Source organism: Pseudomonas sp. AE27, from assembly GCF_037113495.1.
GTDB classification, from domain to species: domain Bacteria; phylum Pseudomonadota; class Gammaproteobacteria; order Pseudomonadales; family Pseudomonadaceae; genus Aquipseudomonas; species Aquipseudomonas palmensis.
This window is the reverse complement of record NZ_CP146966.1, coordinates 5,488,673-5,513,551: the sequence shown is the minus strand read 5'-3', so window position 1 is coordinate 5,513,551 and position 24,879 is coordinate 5,488,673. Positions and strand designations below refer to the sequence as shown.

Sequence of the window (24,879 nt, the reverse complement as noted above, 5' to 3'; positions counted from 1 at the left end):
GAAGAGGCCGGGGGCTACAACCCACCCGTTGCCTGAAACCCCACCCCCAGCACCGTCAGCACCGACAACGGCAGCAACACCGTATCGAGCAGTGCACTGCCCGGCAGGTCCAGCCCCGGGTACGCCGGTGCCGGCGCGCCAAAACGGTCTTCAGGGCAGCAACCGCCCCGCAGCGCATACAGATCCAGCCGCGTACCCGAATACACCACCGGTGCCCCCGGCTTGGCCGCATCCAGCGTGCGCACCGTGGCGCAGCCGCTGCTCAGTGCCAGCACCGCCAGGCCTGCCACCAGCAGCGCCTTCACTCCTCGCCGCCAACATGGTGCTCGCCCCAGCGCGGCAGCATGTCCTGCGGAACATCCAACAGGTTGAGAATCCGCGCCACCACAAAGTCCACCAGGTCGTCGATGGTCTGCGGTTGGTGATAGAAGCCCGGCGAGGCCGGCAATATCACCGCGCCCATCTGCGACAGCTTGAGCATGTTCTCCAGGTGGATGGTCGAGAAAGGCGCCTCGCGCGGCACCAGAATCAACTGTCGACGCTCCTTCAGGGTCACGTCCGCGGCCCGCTCGATCAGGTTGTTGCAGGCCCCTGTGGCGATTGCCGACAGCGTGCCGGTGGAACAGGGCACCACCACCATCGCTGCCGGCGCCCCGGAGCCCGAGGCCACCGGCGACATCCAGTCCTCGCGCCCGTATACCCGGATCTGCCCGGCCGCAGCGCCGGTGTACTCGGTCAGAAACGCCTGGATCGACTGCGGCTTGGCCGGCAACACCACGTCGGTCTCGGTCGACATCACCAGTTGCGCAGCCTTGGAGATCAGAAAATGCACCTCGCGGTCTTCACGCACCAGGCAATCGAGCAGGCGCAACCCGTACTGCGCCCCGGAGGCACCGGTCATGGCCAGCGTGATGCGCTCCGGGCCGCTCATCGCAGTGCCTCGGCCAGCTTGCCGTGCAGCCCGCCAAAGCCGCCGTTGCTCATGATCACCACCTGGGTGCCCGGCGCGGCCTGGCTTTTGACCCGCTCGATGATCGCCTCGAGACTGTCGGCGACAATCGACGGCACCGTGCACTCGGCGGCGGTGGCGGCCAGGTCCCAGCCCAGATTGGGCGGTGCATACCAGATCACCTGGTCGGCATCGCACACGCTCTGGGGCAGGCCATCACGGTGGGCGCCCAGCTTCATGGAGTTGGAGCGCGGCTCGATCACCGCGATCAACGGAGCGTCGCCGATGCGCTTGCGCAGCCCGTCGAGGGTGGTGGCAATGGCGGTCGGATGGTGGGCAAAGTCATCATAGATGGTCACGCCCTGCACTTCAGCGACCTTTTCCATGCGCCGCTTGACGCTCTTGAACGCGCTCAAGGCGGCAATCCCGATGGCCGGCACCACGCCCACATGGCGGGCAGCGGCCAGGGTGGCCAGGGCGTTGGCCACGTTGTGCTGGCCGGTCAGCTCCCACTCCACCACGCCCTGGGCTTGGCCTTCAAAACTGACTTCGAAGCGCGATCCGTCGGCGCTGAGCAGTTTCACCTGCCACTGACCACCGGCGCCGGTGGTCTGCACCGGGGTCCAGCAGCCCATCTCGATCACCTTCTGCAGGGCCGGCTCGGTGGTGGGGTGAATGACCAGGCCTTCGCTCGGGATGGTGCGCACCAGATGGTGGAACTGGCGCTCGATGGCAGCCAGATCAGGGAAGATGTCTGCGTGATCGAACTCGAGGTTGTTCAAAATGGCGGTGCGCGGACGGTAGTGCACGAACTTGGAACGCTTGTCGAAGAACGCGCTGTCGTACTCGTCGGCCTCGACCACGAAGAACGGCGTGGCGCCCAGGCGCGCCGACACCGAGAAGTTCTGCGGCACACCGCCGATCAGAAAGCCCGGGCTCATCCCGGCATGCTCCAGCACCCAGGCCAGCATGCTGCTGGTGGTGGTCTTGCCGTGGGTACCGGCCACGGCCAGTACCCAGCGGCCCTGCAGCACGTGGTCAGCCAGCCACTGCGGGCCCGACACGTAGGGCAGGCCCTTGTTCAGCACGTACTCCACCGCCGGGTTGCCCCGCGACAGTGCGTTGCCGATCACCACCAGGTCGGGGGCCGGCTCCAGCTGGGCGGCGTCATAGCCTTGATGCAGCTCGATGCCCTGGGCCTGGAGCTGGGTGCTCATGGGGGGATAGACGTTGGCGTCGGAGCCGGTGACGCGGTGGCCAAGCTCCTTGGCCAGCACCGCCAGCGAGCCCATGAAAGTACCGCAGATACCGAGAATATGAATGTGCATGGTCGACCTCACGAAACGTGGAGGCAGGGTAGCTTAGGGTGGGAAAAATCGCATCCTGAGTTTGCCTAGGCGCCCCGTGCAATCCCGTGCTTGCGCAGCTTGCGGTACAGCGTATTGCGGCTGACCCCCAGTTGCGCCGCCACCTGGGTCATGTGCCAGCGCTTGTGCTCCAGCGCCTGCAGCAGCGCGGCCCGCTCGGCGTCGTCCAGCGGGTGTTCGGCCTGCGGCCTGGCACCCCTGGGCTCGAGCGCTGCCGGGGGCTGGCGCACTACCGGCGGCAGGTCGTCGAATGCGATGCGGCCATCCTCGCACAGGGCCACCAGGGTACGCAGCACATTGCGCAACTGGCGCACGTTGCCGGGCCAGGCAAATTCCAGCAGCGCCCGGCGTGCCGACGGCTCTAGCCGCACAGGTTGGCCCGCGGCTTCCTCGGCCAGGACAAAGTCGAGCAACTGCGCTTTGTCGCTGCGCTCACGCAATGCCGGCAGGGCGACCTCCAGACCATTGAGGCGGTAATACAGGTCTTCGCGAAAGCTGCCGGCCTCGACCCGGCCCAGCAGATCACGGTGGGTGGCACTGATGATGCGCACATCCACCGCCTGCGGCTCGCCGCCGATCGGTACCACCTGGCGCTCCTCGAGCACCCGCAGCAGGCGCGTCTGCAGGGCCAGCGGCATGTCGCCGATCTCGTCCAGCAGCAAGGTGCCGCCGTCGGCCTGTTGCAGCTTGCCGCGCATGCCCTCCTTGCGCGCCCCGGTAAAGCTGCCGCCGCGATAGCCGAACAGCTCGCTCTCGATCAGGCTCTCCGGGATCGACGCACAGTTGAGCGCGACGAACGGTTTGCCCGCGCGCTGGCTGGCCTGGTGCACGGCCTTGGCGAAGGCCTCCTTGCCACACCCGGTTTCGCCGTTGAGCAGCAGCGGCACGTCGCGCTCGAACACCCGCAGCGCACGCCGAAAATCCTGTTGCAGTGCCGGGTCGACCAGGCAGATGCGTTGTGCCGGCATTGGCGTGCTGGTGGCCGACGGCGCAAGCGGTGGCGCCACCGCACGGGCCTGGCCGCGCAGGCTGGCGAACAGCACACGGCCATCGCGGGTACGCAGCGGCCAGCTGGTGCTGGCGGCCGCCGTGGCACGCCCGAGCAGTTCATCCAGCGCGCAGTCGAAAAACGCCTCCACTGGCTGGCCGAGCAGCCCGCCGCGTGCCGTTGCCAGCAGGTTCAGCGCACTCTGGTTGACCGCACAGATACGCCCCTCGCCATCGAACGCCAGCAGCCCCTCGCTGAACAGCCCGACCGATTCGGCCTGCAGGTGAAAGCGCAACAGCCAGTGGTGTTCGAAATGGCGCAGGAAGTAGCAGCTCTCGATCATCTTGGCCGAGAGGTTGACCAGCGCCATGGTGTGGAACTGGCTCTGGCGCGACATGTCGGGGCGCGCCGACGACACGTCGAGCACTGCCAGCAGCTCGCCCTGCGGATCGAACACCGGGCTGGCCGAGCACGTCAGCCCGGTATGGCGCCCGCGAAAGTGTTCATCCTGGTGAATGGTCAGGGCCTGGCGCTCGACCAGACAGGTGCCGATACCGTTGGTGCCCTCGCAGGCCTCGCTCCAGTCGGCGCCCAGCCAGAGCCCGGCGCGCTCGAAGATGCGCCGCTCGGTGGGTGCGGTGACGCAGTTGAGGATCACCCCGCGCGCATCGGTCAGCAGAACCGCGTGCCCGGCGCCGCAGAGTTGCTGGTGCAGGCTGTTCATCTCGTTGCCGGCGATCTGCAGCACCTGCTGCAGGCGCTCACGGCTCTCCAGCAGCCGCCCGTGCTCGAGCACGGTGGGCGCAACGCTCTGGGCCGGGTCGAGGTGGTAGTCCTCCAGGCAGCGCAGCCAGGAACGGGCGATCGACGGGTCGCTGCCCGGCCCCTGCAACAACGCCTTGCCCTGGGTGACGGTGAGCACTTGCCGGGCGTGCCGGCTCAGATGATTGCTCTGCACTTTTTATTGTTCTCCGCACACGAGATGAACCCAGCATCCTCCTGCCGCCAGTGCATTGCAATGGTGGCGGGACCGTCGGGTCACGTTGTGTGCCACAACGGGTACAGAGTGTCACCCAAGCTGTGCCGGGGCTGGCACACAGCGCCTGCGGGGCGCCCTCCGCGCCGCGCCAAGCCCTTGATTTCACTAGGCCACCGGGCAGTGGCCCGTGCCTTGCACTACGCTTTACATCCTCCCTACAAGCACAATAGCCAGGAGACACACCATGCGTTACGCACATCCCGGTACCGACGGCGCGATCGTTTCCTTCAAGAGCCGCTACGGCAACTACATCAACGGCGAGTTCGTGCCACCGGTCAAAGGCGAGTACTTCACCAACACCTCGCCGGTCAACGGCCAGCCGATTGCCGAGTTCCCACGCTCCAGTGCCGAAGACATCGACAAGGCGCTGGACGCCGCCCATGCGGCCGCCGATGCCTGGGGCACCACCTCGGTGCAGGCACGCTCGCTGATCCTGCTGAAAATCGCCGACCGCATCGAGCAGAACCTCGAACTGCTGGCCATCACCGAAACCTGGGACAACGGCAAGGCGGTACGCGAAACCCTCAACGCCGACATCCCGCTGGCCGCCGATCACTTTCGCTACTTCGCCGGCTGCCTGCGCGCCCAGGAAGGCAGCGCCGCTGAAATCGACGGCAACACCGTGGCCTATCACATCCACGAACCGCTGGGCGTGGTCGGGCAGATCATCCCGTGGAACTTCCCGATCCTGATGGCCGCCTGGAAGCTCGCCCCGGCCCTGGCCGCCGGCAACTGCGTGGTGCTCAAGCCGGCCGAACAGACCCCGCTGGGCATCAGCGTGCTGCTCGAAGTGATCGGCGACCTGCTACCACCGGGCGTGCTCAACGTGGTGCAGGGCTATGGCCGTGAAGCCGGCGAAGCGCTGGCCACCAGCAAGCGCATCGCCAAGATCGCCTTCACCGGCTCCACCCCGGTGGGTTCGCACATCATGAAATGCGCCGCCGAGAACATCATCCCCAGCACCGTGGAGCTGGGCGGCAAGTCGCCGAACATCTTCTTCGAAGACATCATGCAAGCCGAGCAGAGCTTCATCGAGAAGGCCGCCGAAGGCCTGGTGCTGGCGTTCTTCAACCAGGGCGAGGTGTGCACCTGCCCGTCGCGCGCACTGGTGCAGGAATCGATCTACCCGGCGTTCATGCAGGAGGTGATGAAGAAGATCAAGCAGATCAAGCGTGGCGACCCGCTGGACACCGACACCATGGTCGGCGCCCAGGCCTCCGAGCAGCAGTTCGACAAGATTCTCTCGTACCTGGAAATCGCCGAGAAGGAAGGCGCCGAACTGCTCACGGGTGGCAAGGTGGAAAAACTCGAGGGCAACCTGTCGACCGGTTACTACATCCAGCCGACCCTGCTCAAGGGCACCAACAAGATGCGCGTGTTCCAGGAAGAGATCTTCGGCCCGGTGGTCAGCATCACCACCTTCAAGGACGAAGCCGAGGCCCTGGCCATTGCCAACGACACCGAATTCGGCCTGGGCGCCGGTGTATGGACCCGCGACATCAACCGCGCCTATCGCATGGGCCGCGGCATCAAGGCTGGCCGCGTATGGACCAACTGCTACCACCTGTACCCGGCGCACGCCGCGTTCGGCGGGTACAAGAAGTCCGGCGTGGGTCGTGAAACCCACAAGATGATGCTCGACCACTATCAGCAGACCAAGAACCTGCTGGTGAGCTACGACATCAATCCACTGGGCTTCTTCTAGGAAACCCGGCTGCAAGCGGCAAGCTTCAAGCAGCAAGAAAAAGCAGACCCCATGCGATTTGCCTTCTCTTGCGGCTTGCAGCTTGAAGCTTGCAGCTGTTCTGGCCCCTTTCGTGCAAGACCATCACCACAGGCCGGCACCCGCCGGTGACTAAAAAAAGAACAGGTGAATCCCCATGCCAAGCGATCATTCCGGCAACGCGCCGGCTTCCGTCGATTTCGAAAAGGTCGGTTCCGAGTATTTCCAGCAACGTGAACTGAAAAAAGGTGCCGCAGGCTGGGTCCTGCTGGTGGGTCTGGGCGTCGCCTACGTGATCTCCGGCGACTACGCCGGGTGGAACTTCGGCCTGGCCCAGGGTGGCTGGGGCGGCATGTTCCTGGCCACGCTGCTGATGGCCACGATGTACCTGTGCATGTGTTTTTCGCTGGCCGAACTGTCCTCGATGATCCCCACCGCCGGCGGTGGCTACGGCTTCGCCCGCAGCGCCTTCGGGCCCTGGGGCGGGTTTCTGACCGGCACCGCGATCCTCATCGAATACGCCATCGCCCCCGCCGCCATCGCGGTGTTCATCGGTGCGTACTGCGAATCGCTGTTCGGCATCGGCGGCTGGGTGATCTACCTGGCGTTCTACATCATCTTCATCGGCATCCACATTTTCGGCGTGGGCGAAGCGCTCAAGCTGATGTTCATCATCACCGCCGTGGCCGCGATTGCCCTGGCGGTGTTCCTGATCGCGATGGTGCCGCACTTCGATTCGAACAACCTGTTCGACATCGCCAAGACCGACGCAGCCGGCGCCAGCAGCTTCCTGCCGTTCGGCTACGTCGGCGTGTGGGCGGCAATCCCCTATGCCATCTGGTTCTTCCTGGCGGTCGAAGGCGTGCCGCTGGCCGCCGAAGAAACCAAGAACCCCAAGCGCGACCTGCCCCGCGGCCTGATCGGTGCGATGCTGGTGCTGCTCAGCTTCGCGCTGCTGATCCTGGTGATCGGCCCGGGCGGCGCCGGCGCCGAAGCGCTGAAAAGCTCGGGCAACCCACTGGTGGAGGCGCTGGCCAAGGCCTACGGCGGCTCGACCTGGATGGGCGGCTTCGTCAACCTGGTGGGCCTGGCTGGCCTGATCGCCAGCTTCTTCTCGATCATCTACGCCTATTCGCGGCAGATCTTCGCCCTGTCGCGCGCCGGCTACCTGCCGCGCAAGCTGTCGCAGACCAACCGCAGTAAGGCCCCGGTACTGGCGCTGATCATCCCCGGCATCATCGGCTTTGCGCTGTCGCTGACCGGCCAGGGCGACCTGCTGATTCTGGTGGCGGTATTCGGCGCTACGCTGTCCTATGTACTGATGATGGCCGCGCACATCACCCTGCGCATAAAACGCCCCAAAATGGAGCGTCCGTACCGTACCCCGGGCGGCATCTTCACCTCGGGCGTGGCGCTGGTGCTGGCCTGCCTGGCGGTGGTCGCAGGTTTCCTGGTCGACCCACGGGTGGTGATTGGCGCTGCGATCATCTATGGCGTGCTGATTGCGTACTTCGCCTTCTATAGCCGACACCACCTGGTGGCCGGCACGCCGGAGGAAGAGTTTGCCGCGATCCAGAAGGCCGAAGAGGCCTTGCACTGACCGCCCCGCGCCGCAGGCCTGGCCTGCGGCGCCATGGAGATTGCGTATGAGCAGTTTTGTACACACGGTGGGCACCCAGACCTACCGCTTCGACAGCCTCAAGGACGTCATGGCCAAGGCCAGCCCGGCCCGCTCCGGCGACTTTCTCGCCGGGGTGGCGGCCGGCAACGACGCCGAACGGGTGGCCGCGCAGATGGCGCTGGCCGATATCCCGCTCAGTCACTTCCTCAGCGAGGCGCTGATCCCTTACGAAGACGACGAAGTCACCCGCCTGATCATCGACACCCACGACAAACAGGCCTTTGCCGCCGTCAGCCACCTGACCGTGGGCGGGCTGCGCGACTGGCTGCTGAGCGAGCAGGCCGACGAAGACAGCCTGCGCGCCCTGGCCCCGGGGCTGACCCCGGAAATGGCCGCTGCGGTCTCGAAGATCATGCGCGTGCAGGACCTGGTGCTGGTGGCGCAGAAGATCCGCGTGGTCACGCGCTTTCGCGGCACCCTGGGCCTGCGCGGGCGCCTGTCCACCCGCCTGCAGCCCAACCACCCCACGGATGAGCCGGCCGGCATCGCCGCGAGCATTCTCGACGGCCTGCTGTACGGCAACGGCGACGCCATGATCGGCATCAACCCGGCCACCGACAGTATCGCCTCGATCTGTGCCCTGCTGGAGATGCTCGACGCGATCATCCAGCGCTACGACATCCCCACCCAGGCCTGTGTGCTGACCCACGTCACCACCTCGATCGAGGCCGTCAACCGCGGCGTACCGCTGGACCTGGTGTTCCAGTCCATTGCCGGCACCGAGGCGGCCAACGCCAGTTTCGGCATCAACCTCAACCTGTTGCAGGAAGGCTACGACGCCGGCCTGAGCCTGAACCGCGGTACCCTCGGGCAGAACCTGATGTACTTCGAGACCGGCCAGGGCAGCGCGCTGTCGGCCAACGCGCACCATGGCGTCGACCAGCAGACCTGCGAAACCCGGGCCTATGCCGTGGCACGGCATTTCAAGCCGTTTCTGGTCAACACCGTGGTCGGCTTCATCGGCCCGGAGTACCTGTACAACGGCAAGCAGATCATCCGTGCCGGCCTGGAAGACCACTTCTGCGGCAAGCTGCTGGGCGTGCCGATGGGCTGCGATATCTGCTACACCAACCATGCCGAGGCCGACCAGGACGACATGGACACGCTGCTGACGCTGCTGGGGGTGGCCGGGATCAACTTCATCATGGGCATCCCCGGCTCCGACGACATCATGCTCAACTACCAGACCACCTCGTTCCACGACGCGCTGTACGCACGCCAGACCCTGGGCCTGAAACCAGCCCCGGAGTTCGAGGCGTGGCTGGCGCGCATGGGCATCTTCACCCAGGCCGATGGCCGGGTGCGGTTTGGCGACAACCTGCCACCGGCCTTCCGCCAGGCGCTGGCGCAACTGGGATAAGCGAGCCATGGACAAGCAACCCACGCAGCACGACAACAGCGACAACCCCTGGCTCGACCTGCGCCGCCTGACCCCGGCGCGCATCGCCCTGGGGCGCACCGGTACCAGCCTGCCGACCCGCGCACAGCTGGACTTCCAGTGCGCCCACGCCCAGGCCCGCGATGCCGTGCACCTGGCATTCGACCATGCGGGCCTGCGCGAACAGCTGAGCGAACGCGGGCGCGACAGCATCCTCTTGCACAGCGCCGCCAGCGACCGCCACAGCTACCTGCAACGCCCGGACCTGGGGCGGCGCCTGCATGAGGAATCGGCCCGGCAACTGCGCGAGCATGCCCAGGCCAACCCGGGCGGGGTCGACCTGGCGATCATCGTGGCCGACGGCCTCTCGGCCCTGGCGGTGCACCGGCACACGCTGCCGTTTCTCAACCGTCTGCAGGAGCACATCGATGCCGAGGGATGGTCCACCGCCCCGGTGGTGCTGGTGGAGCAGGGCCGGGTGGCGGTGGCCGATGAAGTCGGCGAATTGCTGGGCGCGAAAATGACCGTGATCCTGATCGGCGAACGTCCGGGCCTGAGCTCCCCCGACAGCCTGGGCCTGTATTTCACCTACAGCCCCAGGGTCGGCCTCACCGACGCCTACCGCAACTGCATTTCCAACGTACGCCTGGAGGGGCTGAGCTACGGCATGGCCGCCCACCGCCTGCTGTACCTGATGCGCGAGGCCTGCCGTCGGCAGCTCTCGGGGGTCAACCTGAAGGATGAAGCCCAGGTCCAGACCCTGGAATCAGACGCCGACACCCCTAAAAATGGAAACTTCTTACTCGGCAATGATTGAGAACTGACCACTTTTTAGCGGATTGCGCTTTTTTCGCGCTTTAGGCAGCATCTGGGGTGACGGCTGCCCGAGGTTCGCCGCCACTCCCCATGGACCCGAGGCCTGCTTATGCGAATTATCAAAGCAACTCTTGAGCATCTGGATCTGCTCGCCCCTCTGTTCGTCAAATACCGCGAGTTCTATGGGCAATTGCCCTATCCGGACTCTTCGCGCTCGTTTCTGGAAAAACGCCTGGAGCGCGACGAGTCGATCATCTACCTGGCGCTGCCGGACGACGATGACAACAAGCTGATGGGTTTCTGCCAGCTGTACCCGAGCTTTTCGTCGCTGTCGCTCAAGCGCGTATGGATACTCAATGACATCTATGTGGCCGAAGACTCGCGGCGCATGCTGGTGGCCGACAACCTGATGCGCGAGGCGAAGAAACTGGCCAAGGACACCAACGCCGTGCGCCTGCGTGCCTCGACCAGCAGCGACAACGAGGTGGCAATGAAGACCTACGAGTCGATGGGGTTCAAGGCAGATACCGAGTTCAAGAGCTATATCCTCCCGATCCATTCCGACTGACGGGCATCCTTCGTCAGCAAAGCCGGCTTCCACAGGTCTGCGCACTGGCCATGTAGGCGCCAGCCTTGCTGGCGATGGGCTGCATAGCAGCCCCGCTGCGCTGGCGCCCAGAAATCCGCCGCTACAAACTGCTCCGCCATAATCACGCCATGCCCGTATAATGCGGCCTTTCAATTTGTGTGAAATTTTACCCTTACCCCGGGTAACGGCTACACACTTCGCACTGCCAGTCCTCGCATGCCCGTAGAGCCGGGTCTTGAACAAGGTGCCGTACATGGATTTCAACCCGCTGGACCTCATTCTGCATCTCGATACCTACCTCGATTTGCTGGTCAACAATTACGGTCCGTGGATCTACGCCATCCTGTTCCTGGTGATCTTCTGCGAGACCGGCCTGGTCGTCATGCCGTTCCTGCCGGGCGATTCGCTGCTGTTCATCGCCGGTGCCGTGGCCGCCGGCGGCGGCATGGACCCGGTACTGCTGTGCGGCCTGCTGATGGCGGCAGCCATCCTGGGCGACAGCACCAACTACGTGATCGGGCGAACGGCCGGGGAACGCCTGTTCCGCAACCCCGACTCGAAGATCTTCCGCCGCGACTACCTGCAGCAGACCCACGACTTCTACGAACGCCATGGCGGCAAGACCGTCACCCTGGCGCGCTTCCTGCCGATCCTGCGCACCTTCGCGCCTTTCGTCGCGGGCCTGGCAAAAATGGTCTATCCGCGTTTTCTGATGTTCAGCGTCGCCGGCACCATCCTGTGGGTGTGTGGCCTGGTGACGCTGGGCTACTTCTTCGGCAACGTGCCGTTCATCAAGTCCAACCTGTCGCTGATGATCGTGGCGATCATCCTGCTATCGCTGGTGCCGATGATCATCGGCCTGGTGCGCAGCCGCATGGGCCGTGGCCAGGCCAAGGCCCAGTAACCCGCGCACATGTGGAGCCTGAGCGCCTGGCGGCGCCGTCGTACCCTGGCCCGCTACCCGATCGAGCCGCAGCAGTGGCAGCGGGTACGCGAGGGCCTGCCGATGCTCGACGGCATCAGCGACGAAGAAGATCACTGGCTGCGTGAAGCCTGCATCCTGTTCCTGCAGCAAAAGCACCTCACCACCCTGCCCGGCGTCGACGCCGATGCCGAGCAGCGCCTGCACCTGGCGGCCCAGGCGCAACTGCCGCTGCTGCACCTGGGCGATCTGAACTGGTACCAGGGCTTCCATGAAATCGTGCTGTACCCCGATGACTTCGTCAGCCCCCAGCGCCACCGTGATGCCAGCGGTGTGGAGCATGAATGGGACGGCGAACACAGTGGCGAGGCCTGGCAGCAGGGCCCGGTGATCCTGGCCTGGCCCGGGGTGCTGGCCAGCGGTGGCTGGGAAGGCTACAACCTGGTGATTCACGAGCTGGCGCACAAGCTCGACATGCTCAACGGCGATGCCAATGGCCTGCCGCCGCTGCATGACAGCATGCGCGTGGCGGACTGGGCGCAGGCCATGCAGCAGGCCTACGACGATCTCAACCGCCAGCTTGACCGCAACCCCGATGCCGAAACGGCCATCGACCCCTACGCCGCGGAAAACCCGGCCGAATTCTTCGCCGTGACCAGCGAATACTTCTTCAGTGCCCCGGACCTGCTGATGCAGGCCTACCCCGCGGTTTACGCGCAACTGAGCGCGTTCTACCGCCAGGATCCGCTGGCCCGCCTGCAACAGCTGCAACGTAGCCATCCGCACTACCAGCACACGACTAATTGACCAGGCCGGGCATCTGGCCGGGCGTGGCAAGCGTTACGGAATGTGCCTATAATCGCGACCAATTTTTGGCCAAACATGGGGGCAATGCCCAATGAGCTACAGCAAGATTCCGGCTGGCAAAGACCTGCCGAACGACATCTACGTCGCCATCGAGATTCCAGCCAACCACGCACCGATCAAGTACGAGATCGACAAGGACAGCGATTGCCTGTTCGTGGACCGCTTCATGGCCACCCCGATGTTCTACCCGGCCAACTACGGCTTCATCCCCAACACCCTGGCTGACGACGGTGATCCGCTGGACGTGCTGGTGGTGACCCCGTACCCGGTAGCCCCAGGTTCGGTGATCCGTGCTCGCCCGGTCGGTATCCTGCACATGACCGACGACGGCGGCGGCGACGCCAAGGTCATCGCCGTACCGCACGACAAGCTGTCGCAGCTGTACGTCGACGTCAAAGAGTACACCGACCTGCCGGCACTGCTGCTGGAGCAGATCAAGCACTTCTTCGAGAACTACAAGGATCTGGAGAAAGGCAAGTGGGTCAAGATCGACGGCTGGGGTGACGCAGAAGCGGCCCGTGCCGAGATCACCAAGTCGGTGGCAGCCTACAAGGGCTAAGCACTGCGCTTGAGGAAAAGCCCCGCGATTGCGGGGCTTTTTTGCATCTGCGGCTCGCTGCTTGAACCAACAGCGTCCGATTATTCCTACAACACCAACAGAACCCCCTGTAATACCCCCGCTTTTGCCCGCGAAACACTTCAACCCAATGTTTATATAAACCCTTCTTTTCCCTCACTAAACTCAATCACCATGAATACATCTGGTGATCGTTTGAAAGCGCTCCTGCGCGAGTGCAACCTGACCGCTTCCGACTTTGCCGCCCAGCGCGGGGTGACGCCGCAGCATGTGAACAACTGGTTCCAGCGCGGCGTGCCCATGGCGCGTCTGGACGAGATTGCCGAGCTGCTGTGCGTACGCCCTCGCTGGTTGCGCACCGGCGAGGGCCCCAAGCACCACAACCCGCTGCCGCGGGTCAGCCGCAACCGTGGCGAGCAGGAGCAGCAGGCCCCGGACCACAGCCTGTTCGCCGCGCATGGCGAGCAGGACGTGCTGCTGCCCTTCTACCATGCGCAGCCCCGGCAGTTTGCCGAAATCCCTGGCCGCCACCTGCGTTTGCCGCGCTGTGCGCTGGACAACCTCGGGGTAGATGCTGCGCAGGCGCTTTGCGTGAGCATGCCCGACTACAACATGAACCCCTTGCTGCAGTACGGCGCGACCTTGGCGATAGACCGCAGCCTGACCCGCGTGATCGAGGGCGAGATATACGCGCTGCTGCACAACGGGCGCTTGCGCGTGCACACCTTGAGCGAACGGGCCAATGGCGCATTGCGTCTGCACAGCCATGACGGTGACGAATTTCCGAGCGAAACCTACAGCCTGTCGCAAATCCGCAACCAGGGTCTGGAGGTGCTGGGGTGGGTGTTCTGGTGGGCTCACCTGCGGGATGATCGCCCGCGCTAAAGCGGTTGCAGCGGTTTTTTTTGCTGGGCATTGCGATCCATTCCCAGTATGCTGTGCCGCACTCAAGCCCCGGTTGCAGCCTTGCATCCTGAGGGCGTGGCGCGGCACACACTGCCCCCGCCACCCCCGGCCCCAGCGCCGGATCACGATTTGAAGGCGGTTGCGGCTTACCAAAAGTCAGCCAAGACTGTCCCCGAGAAGCCGGCCACAAGCCGGCTTTTTAATTGTCCGAAATAATCCTATCCCATCCGATAATCTTCCTGATAGCGTAGCTATTCCGGGGGTTTTAAGCATTTCCCTGTCCGATGGCGTTCAAAGCCATTCGATCTCATCCGACGATGAAGTGGGGGGACAGGTGGGGGGACAAAACTGCGACAGGGGAAATCTAATGGGTAAGCTGAATCCGAAACAAGTCGAAAACCTGACCGAACCCGGCACCTATGAAGATGGTGATGGGCTTCGCTTGGTCGTCAAACCTACTGGGCGTAAATCCTGGCTGCTTCGCTTCCAACTGGCGGGCCGTCGTAGAGAGATGGGGCTGGGCTCATTCCCTGAGGTGAGTCTCAAGAAGGCGAGACAAGACGCCAGCGCTAAACGCAGCCAACTGAGTGATGGCATTGATCCCCTATCAGCCAGGGACATAGAGCGCGCCGCTCAACGGGAAGCCCAGCGTGCAAGTGAAGCCAAGCAGATGAAGTTCGAGACTCTGGCAGCAGAATACCGCGATGCTCACGGCTCGGCGTGGTCGGAGAAATGGCGTAAGGGATGGCTGCGAAAGCTAGAGCTGTATGCGTTTGATCACATAGGCAAGCTGTCAGCCGAAGACATCGGCACTCCCGAAGTGCTTAAGGTGTTGCAACCCATCTGGGCCACCAAGACTAGAACCGCTGACGAGGTGCGTGGGCAAATAGAACAGATCCTGGACGCGGCCAAGGCACGCAATCTGCGACAGGGTGAGAACCCTGCTCGCTGGCGCGGGCACTTAGACAATCTGTTGAGCCGCTCTGAAAAGAGGAAAGCTCGGAAGCGTGAGCACTTTGAAGCATTGCGCTGGCAGGAAGTGCCGGAACTGATGATAAAGCTCAGGGCAAATTCCACTCCCCCGTCCTGGGCCGCTCAACTGCTGATCATGACCAGCGCACGCGCCCACATGGTTAGGTTCGCTCGTTGGGATGAGTTTGATCTAGAGGCTGGAACTTGGTCCCTGCCAGACGAGCGAATGAAGATGCGAGTAGCTTTCGTAATTCCGCTTGCCAAGGAAGTCGTAGAGCTGGTGAAGAGGATCCCGCGAGATGAGGGAAGTCCCTTTCTCTTCCCAGGCCAAGGCAAGACAGGGGTAATGCACGCAAACGCTATACGAACCCTACTGCATGACATGGGTTATGAGCACATCACTCGTCATGGGTTTCGGTCTTCATTTCGTGATTGGGCCGGTGAATGCACCCATTACCCACGGGAGGTCTGTGAAATGGCGCTAGCACATGACGAGCGTGATCAGACTGAAGGTGCATACTCTCGCTCGGACTTTCTGGATAAGAGGCGCTTACTTATGAATGACTGGAGCATATTTACAACCCCTCCGCCAACAACCTGAATATAAAGTTTATCTAGAGGTCGCCGCCTCGAAATATATAATCAGCGCACAAAGCAAGGCGCCTCAAGGCGGCAAAACCCACCGAGTGACACATTGCAGATGCCGCTCTAAATCATGAGATGAGAAAACTTTAAATCTCTAGGGAGACAGACAAGATCGCGCAAAGCTATCAAAGCTTGGCGAACCCAATACTTCTATACGTTCATGCCGGCTCAGGGCCGGCATCAAGAATCCAACTTTACATTAGAGATAGTTAGGGCTCAACACGAAACACTTCAGCGCAACTAGGACAAGATACATCTCGCCCCTTTAACGCATGTCGAAAATAGTGATCTCGAACCTTACCTTTCTTCTCTATACTCGTAACAATAAATTCGTAAACATCAAAGTCTAATGAGATCCAATTCCTGTCCACATATTCTGAAAGCGCCTTGGAAAGCGTATTAGCGGCCTCAGCATAACTACGCCACGGATTGGCAGGGCTAGGCACTAACAATTCAGCTAACATCTCATAAATGTCTTCTCTTATCTTTTTTCCAACCTTAGCCCCCAAAACCCTTCCATTATAAGCCAAATTCACTACAGACATAAAATTCTGCATCCCATCGAATCTACCAATCTCTAATGCAGATCTCATAGCAAGTATTGCCGAAGCTTCAGGACGCCCCTCCGTAAGCCTCGACACCGCCGCCTCATAATAAAGAACCGCATAGAAAAATCTCTCTTTCAACTCTACCGTACCACGAGCATCACCCTCCCTCAGCCAACATTTCAAAATATCCCTCTCAGAAACAACCCCCTGCTTTTCCACAAATCGAGAAACATGCTTTCTAAAAAGATGGAACGATTCCTTTGGCCAAAATTTTCTAAGCGAAAACCGCAACATCGCTCGCAACTTTGACAGTGCAACATAAGCCCCTGCACCCTCAACTTCCGCAACTGAATTGTACGCACGCATAAAACCTCAGCCATTTCAATTAAGAATCACAACTCCTTTTTTACCTTCCTGCACAAGGCGAATCAGCCCATCACGGGCAAGCTTTTCGTATATATCCTCCAGCCTATCTGAATCTCTAAGTCTATTTGGACAATGACGTCTAATATAGGTTTTATCAACGCTCCGCTCACCTTTTTTATCATAATTCGACCTAATCCAAGCGTGGAGCTCACTGGCATCGTTCTCTAGCATGGTATCAGGGCTGAATACTTTATTAAACTGACGTGAAAACCAATAACCAAGCTCAATTGACGCCCGCATCGTCGTCTCAGAAACATCCCCCTCGCGACCCTCAAATATATGAAATATAGCAGCCAATCTGATCATATTTTCAGCAAGCTTTGATGCATGATCTGGCGCCCACCCATAAGTCCCATCTTCCGAAATTTCTTTTTCTATCTGATTGCGCGTATTGTTCCAGATCTCACTAGCACGTTCCGACAATCGAATCGCTTTTCGAGTACACTTGCCAAAACGACGACCATCAGCATACTCTTTCAGAAGAGCAACTGCCTTATCTCCAAACCTCTCGCAAGCGTCCCATCGCTCTTCAGATCCGTCAGTAATTCTAGAACCTTGAGTGGACTTAGGCCGGCAAAATAAGAAACGAGAAGTAAGACCCGTACCTCTTGCAGCATCTCCCTTGATCTCGTTGAATGACTCAAAAACACTAGGCTGAATCATTAAGCAAAGGGCAAGTCTTGCATCGAGCACCTGATAGGACTCACTTGAAACACGCCCCACCCGCACACCATCCCCACTCCAGACTGAATTGATTTTATCGAAATGTTGAAATGCTCCTCCTTTCAGAATCCCTGACGCTTCGCTGGAGTGAATCGCCCCTGGTTTCCTAGACACTCTCCAAGCTCAGGAAATAGCGTTTCTCATACTCTACTGGAGACAGCTGCATAGCACTGCTGTGTCGGCGTTTAGGGTTATAGAACATCTCGATGTAATCGAAAATATCACTTCGGGCTTCTTCACGGGTTGTGTAGATCTTTCGTCGGACTCGCTCCCGCTTCAAAAGCTGGAAAAAGCTCTCGGCTACGGCATTGTCGTGGCAGTTTCCCCGCCGGCTCATGCTGCTGATTACATTGTTGGCCTTCAAGAAACTTTGCCAATCCGAGCTACTGAACTGACTGCCTTGATCTGAGTGAATCATCACTTGCTGCTGAGGCTTGCGTCGCCAAACAGCCATCAACATCGCGTCGATAGCTAGGTCGCTGCTCATCCTTGGCTTCATTGACCAACCAATTACTTGGCGTGAGAACAGATCCAGCACTACCGCGAGGTAGAGCCACCCTTCATAGGTGCGGATGTAAGTGATATCTGTCACCCAGACCTTGTTCGGCTCACTGACCTTGAACTGCCGCGCGAGGTGGTTGGGCGAGGCCACTGTTGGTTTTCCACCATAGAACCCTGGACGCCGCCGATAGCCCGTTTGAGAACGCAGCCCCTCCGCCTGCATCAAGCGCCCGACTCGATTTCGACCGCATTCCTCTCCCAGCTCACGCAGGTCATCGTGAATTTTGCGGTAGCCGTATACACCTCCGCTTTCCAGCCAAGCGTGTTTGATCAAGCCAAGCAGACGTTGATCTTCTTTTGCTCGGGAAGATTGAGGCTCGGCCAGCCAGGCGTAATAACCGCTGGGGTGCACCTTGAGGGTATGGCAAAGGCGCCGCACCGGGTAATCAGTCGAGTGCTTCTTGATGAAGGCGTACTTCAGCCGCACTCCTTGGCAAAGTACGCGGCGGCCTTTTTTAAGATGTCTCGCTCTTCCGTCACGCGCTTGAGTTCAGCGCGTAGCTTGCGCAGTTCGGCCTGCTGATCGTCGTCTTGCTGACGCTGCTCTTGGGGCTTGCTGTAGACCTTGATCCAGGCGTAAAGGCTGTGCACGGACATACCCAGGCGCTGGGCGACATCGGCGACAGGTTTGCCTTTCTCGGTCACTTGCTTGACCGCTTCGATCTTGAATTCTTCGGGGTAACGCTGACGACTCATGGCTCCTCCTATTTGGGCCTCATTATGAGGCTTGGAGGTGTCTACGAAACTAGGGGCGATTCAAGGTGCCGCACAATACCCGCTTCGATTCGAAGGCAGTGAAGAAGCAACTCGGCATTGCCGTCTCGCAATGGGATGAGTTTATGTACCGCATGCGCCATCTCGCTGAGCGCAAGGTGAAGTGGCCTGAGGCTTTGGGGTACTTCATGAACGTGCTGTGCGAGGTCAATCCGAGCAATCAGCTACCGGAGCAATTACCCAATGAGCGGGCCTTGCGCAAGGTACAAGATCTGTATGAAGGCCGTGGTCGGGGCAGCCAGCTCGAATCGGCACATGGCACCGCCTGGGGCCTACTCAATGCGGTGACGGAGTACGTCGATCATGAGCGCCGCGCCCGTAGCAATGAGTACCGCATGGACTCGGCGTGGTTTGGTCAAGGTGCGCAGATCAAGCAACGCGCCCTGGATGCAGCCCTGCGTCTTGCCGCTTAACCCTTCTCGTCAATCGCCACGCCCGGTCAGCCTTGTGCTGGTCGGACGTATTTATGCCTGCAAGGTGAACACGATGAAAGCAACCTCATTGAATAGTAGTACCCCTAAGCCCCGCCCTGCCCTTCGCCTGGTCAGCACTAAAGAGCTGCCGCGTGAGGACTGGCTCGCCATACGTAAACGAGGCATCGGTAGCTCCGACGCAGGCGCGGCGGTTGGCCTCAACCCGTACAAATCGCAGTTGGAGTTATGGCTCGAAAAGACCGGTCGCGATGCCACGTTACCGAAAATAGATCCTCATGATGAAGAGAGCCCAGCCTATTGGGGCAATGTGCTGGAACCCATCGTCGCTTGGCACTACAGCAAGCGCACCAAAAACAAGGTGCGACGGATCAACGCCGTGCTGCAGCATCCGAATCCCAAATTACCCTGGATGCTCGCCAACATCGACCGCGAGGTGATCGGCGCAGACGACGTACAGATCCTCGAATGCAAAACTGCCGGCATAAATGGGGCACGCCTTTGGAAGGACGGCGTCCCCGAGTATGTGCAGCTTCAAGTGATGCACCAGCTCGCCGTTACTGGCAAGCAGGCCGCGGATGTGGCGGTACTGCTGGGCGGTCAGCACCTGGAGATCCATCGCATAGAGCGTGACGAGCAAATGATCGCTCGCCTGATCGAACTGGAGCGCAAGTTCTGGACCTACGTGGAAACCGATACCCCGCCACCGGCCGACGGTAGCGCATCGGCTGAAGCAGCTTTGCGCTGCTTGTACCCAGAAGACAACGGCCAGACCGTCGACTTCAGCAGTCGCGCCGGTTTAGCAGCGGCCTACCTGGAACTCAAGGCCGTTCGCCAGTCCATCGGCGAGAAGGAAACGCGCGAGGCCCAGCTCAAGCAGATACTGCTGCAGGCCATGGGCGAGGCCACCCGAGCGGATTTTTCCAGCGGTTACATCAGCTGGAAGAAATCCAAGGACAGTGCCGTACTCGATGTCCAACGCCTATTGCAAGAGAAACCCTACCTACAAGTTCGCTACACCAAAACCAAGGAAGGCAGTCGTCGCTTCCTGATCAACTGACTCCGCTATTCCCCAATTCTCTCCCCTTGGCCAGTCCATTCAGTTCGCGCTGCGTGGCTGGCCTTTTTTCATTTCCAGGAGAACCATCATGTTGAAAGGCTTAGCCCTGACACCCCCTGTGCTCGGACGCATCTCCATCGGCAAAATCGTCGAGAGAAACGGCAAGCGCCTACCGGAGAAAGATGATCAGTTCACCATTACATCCCAGGTACAAAGTAGGGATGGCTGGCTACTACACCCACTCAACGACGAACTGCGCCAGAGTAAGGAAGACAAGCTGCGCAGCATCCCGGTACGTCTTCTGTTCAACGAACCGGAGCTGAATTTCCGGGCCGACTACACCCTGTTCGACCGCCAGTCTGGACGACCGCTGTGTGTCGGCAATGGCGAGGCCTGTAAACGTGTCACGCAGGACGGTATGCAATCACTGCCCTGCCCCTCGCCGGATGTTTGTTCATTAGCCAAAGGCGGAGCCTGCAGGCCCTATGGCCGGTTGAACGTGCTAATCGGTGATGACGATCCACTCGGCAGTTTCGTGTTCCGCACTACCGGCTTCAACAGCATCCGTACCCTGGCCGCTCGCCTGCATTACTTCCAGGCTATCTCGGGCAACCGCTTGGCCTGCCTACCGCTGGAGTTGCGCCTGCGTGGCAAGTCGACACGACAGAGTCATGGCACACCGATTTTCTACGTCGACCTGACCGTGCGCGGCGGCATGGACATCGCAGAGATGCTGCAGTCTGCCAACGAACTTGAGACCCAACGGCAATCAGCGGGATTTGATCAGGTAGCGTTGGATGAGGCGGCACGTCGAGGCTTTAGCAACGGCGCTTTTGAGGACAATGAGGAAGACAGCGGCGCTGTGATTGAAGAGTTCTTTTCAAGCCCGGATGCAACCGCCGCCACCGAACTATGCAAAGCACCACAAACCTACTCCAACGCTTTGGCCGACAAGCTCGAAGCGCTCGCAACTCAAACTCATTGACCTAGCACCTGCCTGACTTCAGGAAGACTTTGGAGGCCCGAAATGACCCTACTGCGATTTCTGCTTTGCCTGTTTGCGTTCATTGGCGCGTTGGCGGCAGCCGGCACGTTGGTCGTAAGCATTGTGTTGATGTTGCGTTTCCCGCCACTGCTGGTCGGCGTACTGCTGGCGTGCTGGATTCTGAATCGCCTGCTTAAGGTGTTGAGCGCATCGATCCAGAGCAATCCCAGCAAAAACGCTGCCACGTAACGGTGGCCAGACAGCGCATAGCCACACTCACCCATTAGGAGAATGAACGATGATCAGACAGTGTTTGATCTGCGACTCCCAAGCCGTCCTCAACCTGGAGGCCGCAAGGGGCATTGCCTTGCTATTCGGCCTGGCCGATGGAGCACTACGGGGAGCTCAGAACACGCATGAGAGCCCGCAGGACCGTCCCAGATACAACTCACTCCTGAACGGGCTGGCCGCTATCGCTCCAGCCTACCCATCAGCGCTGCGAGTTGCTGAAGATGTCGGAAAGTATCAGTTCGCGGGGTTCGATTGTTTATGCCTGCGTTGCGGCGCGCTCTTCGACGAGGACGCCGCAGAGCAGGCGTCTCTGCCGCCGTGAAACCGCTGCTCAGCCACGACCGAGACGCTCAACAAGCCCTTCCACCATGCCCATGACGAGCGTACGGTCGCTCGTGTCCAGCGTCGACAACAGATCGTAAAGCCGGCGCGCCTGATCTTCCGGACGTGAACTTCCCTCGGTCAGCAAGTCGGCTGTCTGACAACCAAAAACGTTCGCTAACTCCACCAATCGCTCGACGTTGGGCATCACGATCCCGCGCTCGATGCGCGAAACCGCCTCACTGCCAATCCCAAGCCTCTCGGCGACCTGCTCCTGACTCAGCTTGCAACGAACACGCTGGCGAGCAATTGCTTGGCCCACCATCTCCGCCAGTTGCTTCGATTCGGTTTTTGACATGCCACCCTCCAGTTCAACCTGGATAGTTGGCGATCAACCTATTGACATGAAGGACCTCCCAAACCGAGACTCAACCCAAAAAGTTGATATGCGACTTTTTCTCTAAACCACTATCTCTTGCAGGGAGCTCAGAAAATCCATGATCGTCGTAACCGGTCTGAATGAAGCGCAAATTGAAGGTCTCGTGAAGAGCAAAGCGTGCTTCGAGATCCATGGCCTCAGGGGCAATTTCATGGCAGGTATTAAACTTGTCGAAACCAAGATTGAAAGTCTGGGACTGAAGTGTCGAGTCACAAGTGATGTGAAAAGTACTGTGGTACAGGGCGGCGCACTTGGTGCTGTATTCAGCGTCCTGACAACACCTGCAACATTGACCATAGCAACATTGACGGCCGTAGCAGGTGTGGGCCATGCGCTCGTTACTTACAACCCCGACTACGAAATCCTCAAAGACTACGTCAATAAAAAGCTCAGGGTCACGTACAAGAAATAGCAGCTTTGCTCAGCCCCCTCGTCAAACCCTTCACAGTAAGAAATAAACCATGAAACGTATTCTCAGCATGCTCCTTCTCGCGTTCTGTGCTCACGCCACCGCCTCCGTGGACTATTACGAAGGCAATGGCTTGTTCTTCCCGGATGAGACCTCACTGAAGGGCCTCCCCGAAGCCATCCCATGTAACATGAAGAAGATTTACACTGGCCAGACCATCTTGAACTGTACTTGGCTGGCCAACGCACGCGCTATCCCGATCTGGGACGCTAACCGTCGCGTTGACATCAACTACAACAACCAGATCAGTGGCATGTGTCAACGTGGCAAGTGCCGTGTGAGCAACGCAATGGTGGGTGAGTGGAGCCAGGACATCCCGTTCCTGATCTCGATCTGGTACCGGATCGGTAGCAGTACGGATGGCAAGCCAGTTGCCTACCGCAACGACGTCTCTCGCCAAGTGTCCTACGCAGAAGCCGGCAGCCAGCTCATGCAGCTCTACTTAGATGCAGGTGTCCCGGACAATGAACTGGTTTCGACCTTCGACAAGCGTTATGAGGGTGGCTACGCCGCCTGGCAAGCTCAAAAGGGAAACGCCCAGGCAAAGGTTCAGTCACCTTCCAGCTCGGCCCAGTCCAAATGGCCTGACGTCAAGACTGCCTGGTGCAACCCACGCATGGATGACGATTGCTACATCAACAGCAAAAAAGTCCCTATTGCCGAACTGGGTAAATGGCTACCGGACATAAGCGAATCGAATGCCGACCAGCTAGGCGGCCACTGTGAAACAATCCTCTGCTTCGACAAAGACGACCAGCCGATGGGTTACCTGTTGCAATAAATGACCTGAGCACTGCGACGCAGGTTTGAACAGTCGCCTTGCTAGTCCTACATAGGGGGCATGCGCCCCCTATTGACTTCATTTCAGTTTTTATTTTTTGGCCAAGTACATAGCCGTGTTCATGCCGCTTCGCCTGCCACCAATTTGGACTCATTCGGTATTGCCCGTTCGTTCTTTGCGTACCTGCATGGACTTGACCCTTAGGATTGCCACTGAGGAGTCAATTGCATCCATGCAGACCAACCGTTTGCATTCGACTTGACCGGCTACCGCTGTGGTGATGACCGGTAGAGAACGGCAACCAGCCCCTTGATGTGAATCGCCCCGGATTTTCTACCTTAGCCATCCTTTGCGTAGGCATCTGCCACGGAGCGGCTTCATCCGCAGATGCTGGGCGTCCTTGACTAGGTACCGCACCGCTTTATGAACATTCCGCCGGATCGTTCGATCGCTCCGCAGGATCATGCCGATACCACGCCCGTCTCCGTACTTTTCCTTGTCGTGGTTGCAGCTATCGAAGTAGCCCTGCCCCCTAGTGATTCGCTCCCATAACTCACCAATCTGCTGGGCCTTGTAGACGTCTCCACGCACTTCGTTGCCATTGAAGAAGTAGGCCGCATGGATGTGGTACCCCCTACCATCATTTCGATCCCCCTGTTCCATCGCACAGATGTAGCCAATGAGATGGCTGAAGATCGGGTTGCGCTCATGCTCCGCAATCAGTCGATCCAGGTCGTCGAACACGTGCTCGACGCGTAACCTAGCTTGAGCTTCCGCACGGTAGTAGAGATTGATCCTGACGATGATGGTGCGTGAGTAGCGATCAACCACAGCGTCGGAGTAGTCACAGACTCGGATCTCCTGCTTCTTAGCCTGGAGGCGGAGGTCATCCTTCCTGCGGAGATACCATCGCTCACGAGTCAACTGACGGATCCGGGCGACCAGGACGTTCATGCTGCGGTGATGGTCGAGATAGGCCGTACCCTCTTCATTCAAGCAGACAGGACCGGTAGGGCGACGTTCCAGCCCAATGTCCTGGCATGCTTCCCTAAACGCTTGCAGGTGCTCGCTGTAGCGGTATTCAACTCGGTCGTCGAACAAATCCAACATCTGGCGGATGTGAGTGAAATACCTGGAGAGCCTGGTCTCCTCAACTCGTTCATAACCTGCACGGGTTTGTCTGAACCTGAATGCTGCGCTGTCATGCTGCTCGATGGCCTGGACGAGTCGCTCGATCTGGATGGCTGTGTCGGACTGGGAAAGGTGGGTATAGGTATTGCGCTTGGTCATGATGATGTACCTGATTGGTTGTCTGCATATCAGGTAGGTGCTCTGTGTACTTTTTAACTGATGACCTATCGCTAGCTTGAGGTAGGTACCGCTTAACCTAGATAGATAAAACACACTTAATAATTACTTATTGATAGATAATAGCTATATAACTAGAAGCACCTCACCCCACGGCGTCCGATCTCGATCAGGCTTGCCAATGCTGCTCCCCAATGCCAAGTCTGCCGAGAGATTGACCCATTTGAATCCTGGGGGAGTTAGCTGAGAAAACAGTGTTATCGCCAGCGCAAAATTGTCCTAGTCACCGAAATTCTGATGCCCAAGCTCCTACCTTGTGAGCCATTACCAGTGCTGCATTTTT

The 24,879-nt window shown here is 59.8% G+C and carries 25 protein-coding genes and 1 pseudogene; 17 read left to right on the top strand and 9 right to left on the bottom strand.

Annotation, left to right across the window (positions count from 1 at the left end):
• Positions 1-14: 14 nt before the first annotated feature.
• The 4 genes from V9K84_RS25375 to V9K84_RS25360 form a co-directional block, all read right to left on the bottom strand.
• A complete protein-coding gene (locus tag V9K84_RS25375; RefSeq protein WP_088514348.1) occupies positions 15-305 on the bottom strand; it encodes a YceK/YidQ family lipoprotein in 291 nt (96 codons plus the stop codon).
• Positions 302-931, bottom strand: a complete 630-nt coding sequence (gene ubiX / locus V9K84_RS25370) for a flavin prenyltransferase UbiX (RefSeq protein WP_043863917.1) — start codon at positions 929-931, stop codon at positions 302-304. The genes V9K84_RS25375 and ubiX overlap by 4 nt, the downstream gene beginning before the upstream one ends.
• Positions 928-2,277, bottom strand: a complete 1,350-nt coding sequence (mpl, locus tag V9K84_RS25365) for a UDP-N-acetylmuramate:L-alanyl-gamma-D-glutamyl-meso-diaminopimelate ligase (RefSeq protein ID WP_043863918.1) — start codon at positions 2,275-2,277, stop codon at positions 928-930. Before mpl ends, ubiX begins: the two co-directional genes overlap by 4 nt.
• Before the next feature lie 65 nt (positions 2,278-2,342).
• The gene (locus V9K84_RS25360; RefSeq protein WP_088514349.1) at positions 2,343-4,262 is read right to left on the bottom strand and encodes a sigma-54-dependent Fis family transcriptional regulator; all 1,920 of its coding nucleotides are present in this window, start codon (positions 4,260-4,262) and stop codon (positions 2,343-2,345) included.
• A gap of 265 nt (positions 4,263-4,527) precedes the next feature.
• Here V9K84_RS25360 and V9K84_RS25355 point away from each other — a divergent pair, with 265 nt between their 5' ends.
• From V9K84_RS25355 to V9K84_RS25310, 10 genes are all read left to right on the top strand, one after another.
• Complete coding sequence (locus V9K84_RS25355; RefSeq protein ID WP_043863920.1) at positions 4,528-6,048, top strand: aldehyde dehydrogenase family protein; 1,521 nt, start codon at positions 4,528-4,530, stop codon at positions 6,046-6,048.
• 175 nt (positions 6,049-6,223) lie between these two features.
• Entirely contained in the window at positions 6,224-7,666 is a 1,443-nt protein-coding gene (gene eat / locus V9K84_RS25350; protein WP_043863921.1) for an ethanolamine permease, read from the top strand.
• Between the two features lie 46 nt (positions 7,667-7,712).
• A complete protein-coding gene (locus tag V9K84_RS25345; protein WP_054916335.1) occupies positions 7,713-9,107 on the top strand; it encodes an ethanolamine ammonia-lyase subunit EutB in 1,395 nt (464 codons plus the stop codon).
• A gap of 7 nt (positions 9,108-9,114) precedes the next feature.
• Positions 9,115-9,942, top strand: a complete 828-nt coding sequence (gene eutC, locus V9K84_RS25340; protein ID WP_054916334.1) for an ethanolamine ammonia-lyase subunit EutC — start codon at positions 9,115-9,117, stop codon at positions 9,940-9,942.
• Positions 9,943-10,050: 108 nt separating this feature from the next.
• Positions 10,051-10,509, top strand: coding sequence for a GNAT family N-acetyltransferase (locus V9K84_RS25335; RefSeq protein ID WP_043863924.1), 459 nt, complete (start codon positions 10,051-10,053; stop codon positions 10,507-10,509).
• Positions 10,510-10,783: 274 nt separating this feature from the next.
• The gene (locus V9K84_RS25330; RefSeq protein ID WP_043863945.1) at positions 10,784-11,434 is read left to right on the top strand and encodes a DedA family protein; all 651 of its coding nucleotides are present in this window, start codon (positions 10,784-10,786) and stop codon (positions 11,432-11,434) included.
• 9 nt (positions 11,435-11,443) lie between these two features.
• Complete coding sequence (locus tag V9K84_RS25325) at positions 11,444-12,259, top strand: zinc-dependent peptidase (RefSeq protein WP_043863925.1); 816 nt, start codon at positions 11,444-11,446, stop codon at positions 12,257-12,259.
• Between the two features lie 91 nt (positions 12,260-12,350).
• The gene (gene ppa / locus V9K84_RS25320) at positions 12,351-12,878 is read left to right on the top strand and encodes an inorganic diphosphatase (RefSeq protein ID WP_043863926.1); all 528 of its coding nucleotides are present in this window, start codon (positions 12,351-12,353) and stop codon (positions 12,876-12,878) included.
• 192 nt (positions 12,879-13,070) lie between these two features.
• Complete coding sequence (locus V9K84_RS25315; RefSeq protein WP_043863927.1) at positions 13,071-13,781, top strand: XRE family transcriptional regulator; 711 nt, start codon at positions 13,071-13,073, stop codon at positions 13,779-13,781.
• A 388-nt stretch (positions 13,782-14,169) separates the two neighbouring features.
• Positions 14,170-15,375 (top strand): integrase arm-type DNA-binding domain-containing protein, encoded by a 1,206-nt coding sequence (locus V9K84_RS25310; protein ID WP_017131386.1) that lies wholly within the window; start codon positions 14,170-14,172, stop codon positions 15,373-15,375.
• Positions 15,376-15,628: 253 nt separating this feature from the next.
• Here V9K84_RS25310 and V9K84_RS25305 read toward each other — a convergent pair whose 3' ends face one another.
• From V9K84_RS25305 to V9K84_RS25295, 3 genes are all read right to left on the bottom strand, one after another.
• Positions 15,629-16,333, bottom strand: coding sequence for a hypothetical protein (locus tag V9K84_RS25305; protein ID WP_017131385.1), 705 nt, complete (start codon positions 16,331-16,333; stop codon positions 15,629-15,631).
• Positions 16,334-16,348: 15 nt separating this feature from the next.
• Positions 16,349-17,230 carry a DUF3987 domain-containing protein gene (locus V9K84_RS25300; RefSeq protein ID WP_338793090.1) on the bottom strand — a complete coding sequence of 294 codons (882 nt, stop codon included), beginning with the start codon at positions 17,228-17,230 and terminating at the stop codon, positions 16,349-16,351.
• Positions 17,223-18,373 (bottom strand): IS3 family transposase gene (locus V9K84_RS25295; protein ID WP_095160079.1). Its coding sequence is split into 2 segments (ribosomal slippage): positions 17,223-18,130 and positions 18,130-18,373, totalling 1,152 coding nucleotides; the frame shifts between segments, so codons are not numbered across the junction. The genes V9K84_RS25300 and V9K84_RS25295 overlap by 8 nt, the downstream gene beginning before the upstream one ends.
• Before the next feature lie 62 nt (positions 18,374-18,435).
• Between V9K84_RS25295 and V9K84_RS25290 the strand changes: the two are divergent.
• The 5 genes and pseudogenes from V9K84_RS25290 to V9K84_RS25270 form a co-directional block, all read left to right on the top strand.
• Positions 18,436-18,864, top strand: a pseudogene (locus V9K84_RS25290) (DUF932 domain-containing protein); the annotation flags it as partial.
• A 73-nt stretch (positions 18,865-18,937) separates the two neighbouring features.
• Positions 18,938-19,942: a YqaJ viral recombinase family protein gene (locus V9K84_RS25285; protein WP_017131379.1), complete on the top strand. Its 1,005-nt coding sequence runs from the start codon at positions 18,938-18,940 to the stop codon at positions 19,940-19,942.
• A gap of 88 nt (positions 19,943-20,030) precedes the next feature.
• A complete protein-coding gene (locus V9K84_RS25280; RefSeq protein ID WP_177010542.1) occupies positions 20,031-20,927 on the top strand; it encodes a hydrolase or metal-binding protein in 897 nt (298 codons plus the stop codon).
• 42 nt (positions 20,928-20,969) lie between these two features.
• On the top strand, positions 20,970-21,176 hold the full coding sequence (locus V9K84_RS25275) for a hypothetical protein (RefSeq protein WP_017131377.1): 207 nt from the start codon (positions 20,970-20,972) through the stop codon (positions 21,174-21,176).
• Between the two features lie 49 nt (positions 21,177-21,225).
• Positions 21,226-21,540, top strand: a complete 315-nt coding sequence (locus V9K84_RS25270) for a hypothetical protein (RefSeq protein ID WP_177010541.1) — start codon at positions 21,226-21,228, stop codon at positions 21,538-21,540.
• Positions 21,541-21,549: 9 nt separating this feature from the next.
• Here V9K84_RS25270 and V9K84_RS25265 read toward each other — a convergent pair whose 3' ends face one another.
• A complete protein-coding gene (locus tag V9K84_RS25265) occupies positions 21,550-21,897 on the bottom strand; it encodes a helix-turn-helix transcriptional regulator (RefSeq protein ID WP_017131375.1) in 348 nt (115 codons plus the stop codon).
• Positions 21,898-22,036: 139 nt separating this feature from the next.
• Between V9K84_RS25265 and V9K84_RS25260 the strand changes: the two genes are divergently transcribed.
• Complete coding sequence (locus V9K84_RS25260; RefSeq protein ID WP_177010540.1) at positions 22,037-22,390, top strand: hypothetical protein; 354 nt, start codon at positions 22,037-22,039, stop codon at positions 22,388-22,390.
• Between the two features lie 49 nt (positions 22,391-22,439).
• The gene (locus V9K84_RS25255) at positions 22,440-23,228 is read left to right on the top strand and encodes a hypothetical protein (protein WP_177010539.1); all 789 of its coding nucleotides are present in this window, start codon (positions 22,440-22,442) and stop codon (positions 23,226-23,228) included.
• A gap of 333 nt (positions 23,229-23,561) precedes the next feature.
• Here V9K84_RS25255 and V9K84_RS25250 read toward each other — a convergent pair whose 3' ends face one another.
• Entirely contained in the window at positions 23,562-24,518 is a 957-nt protein-coding gene (locus tag V9K84_RS25250) for an inovirus-type Gp2 protein (RefSeq protein ID WP_177010538.1), read from the bottom strand.
• Positions 24,519-24,879 lie beyond the last annotated feature (361 nt).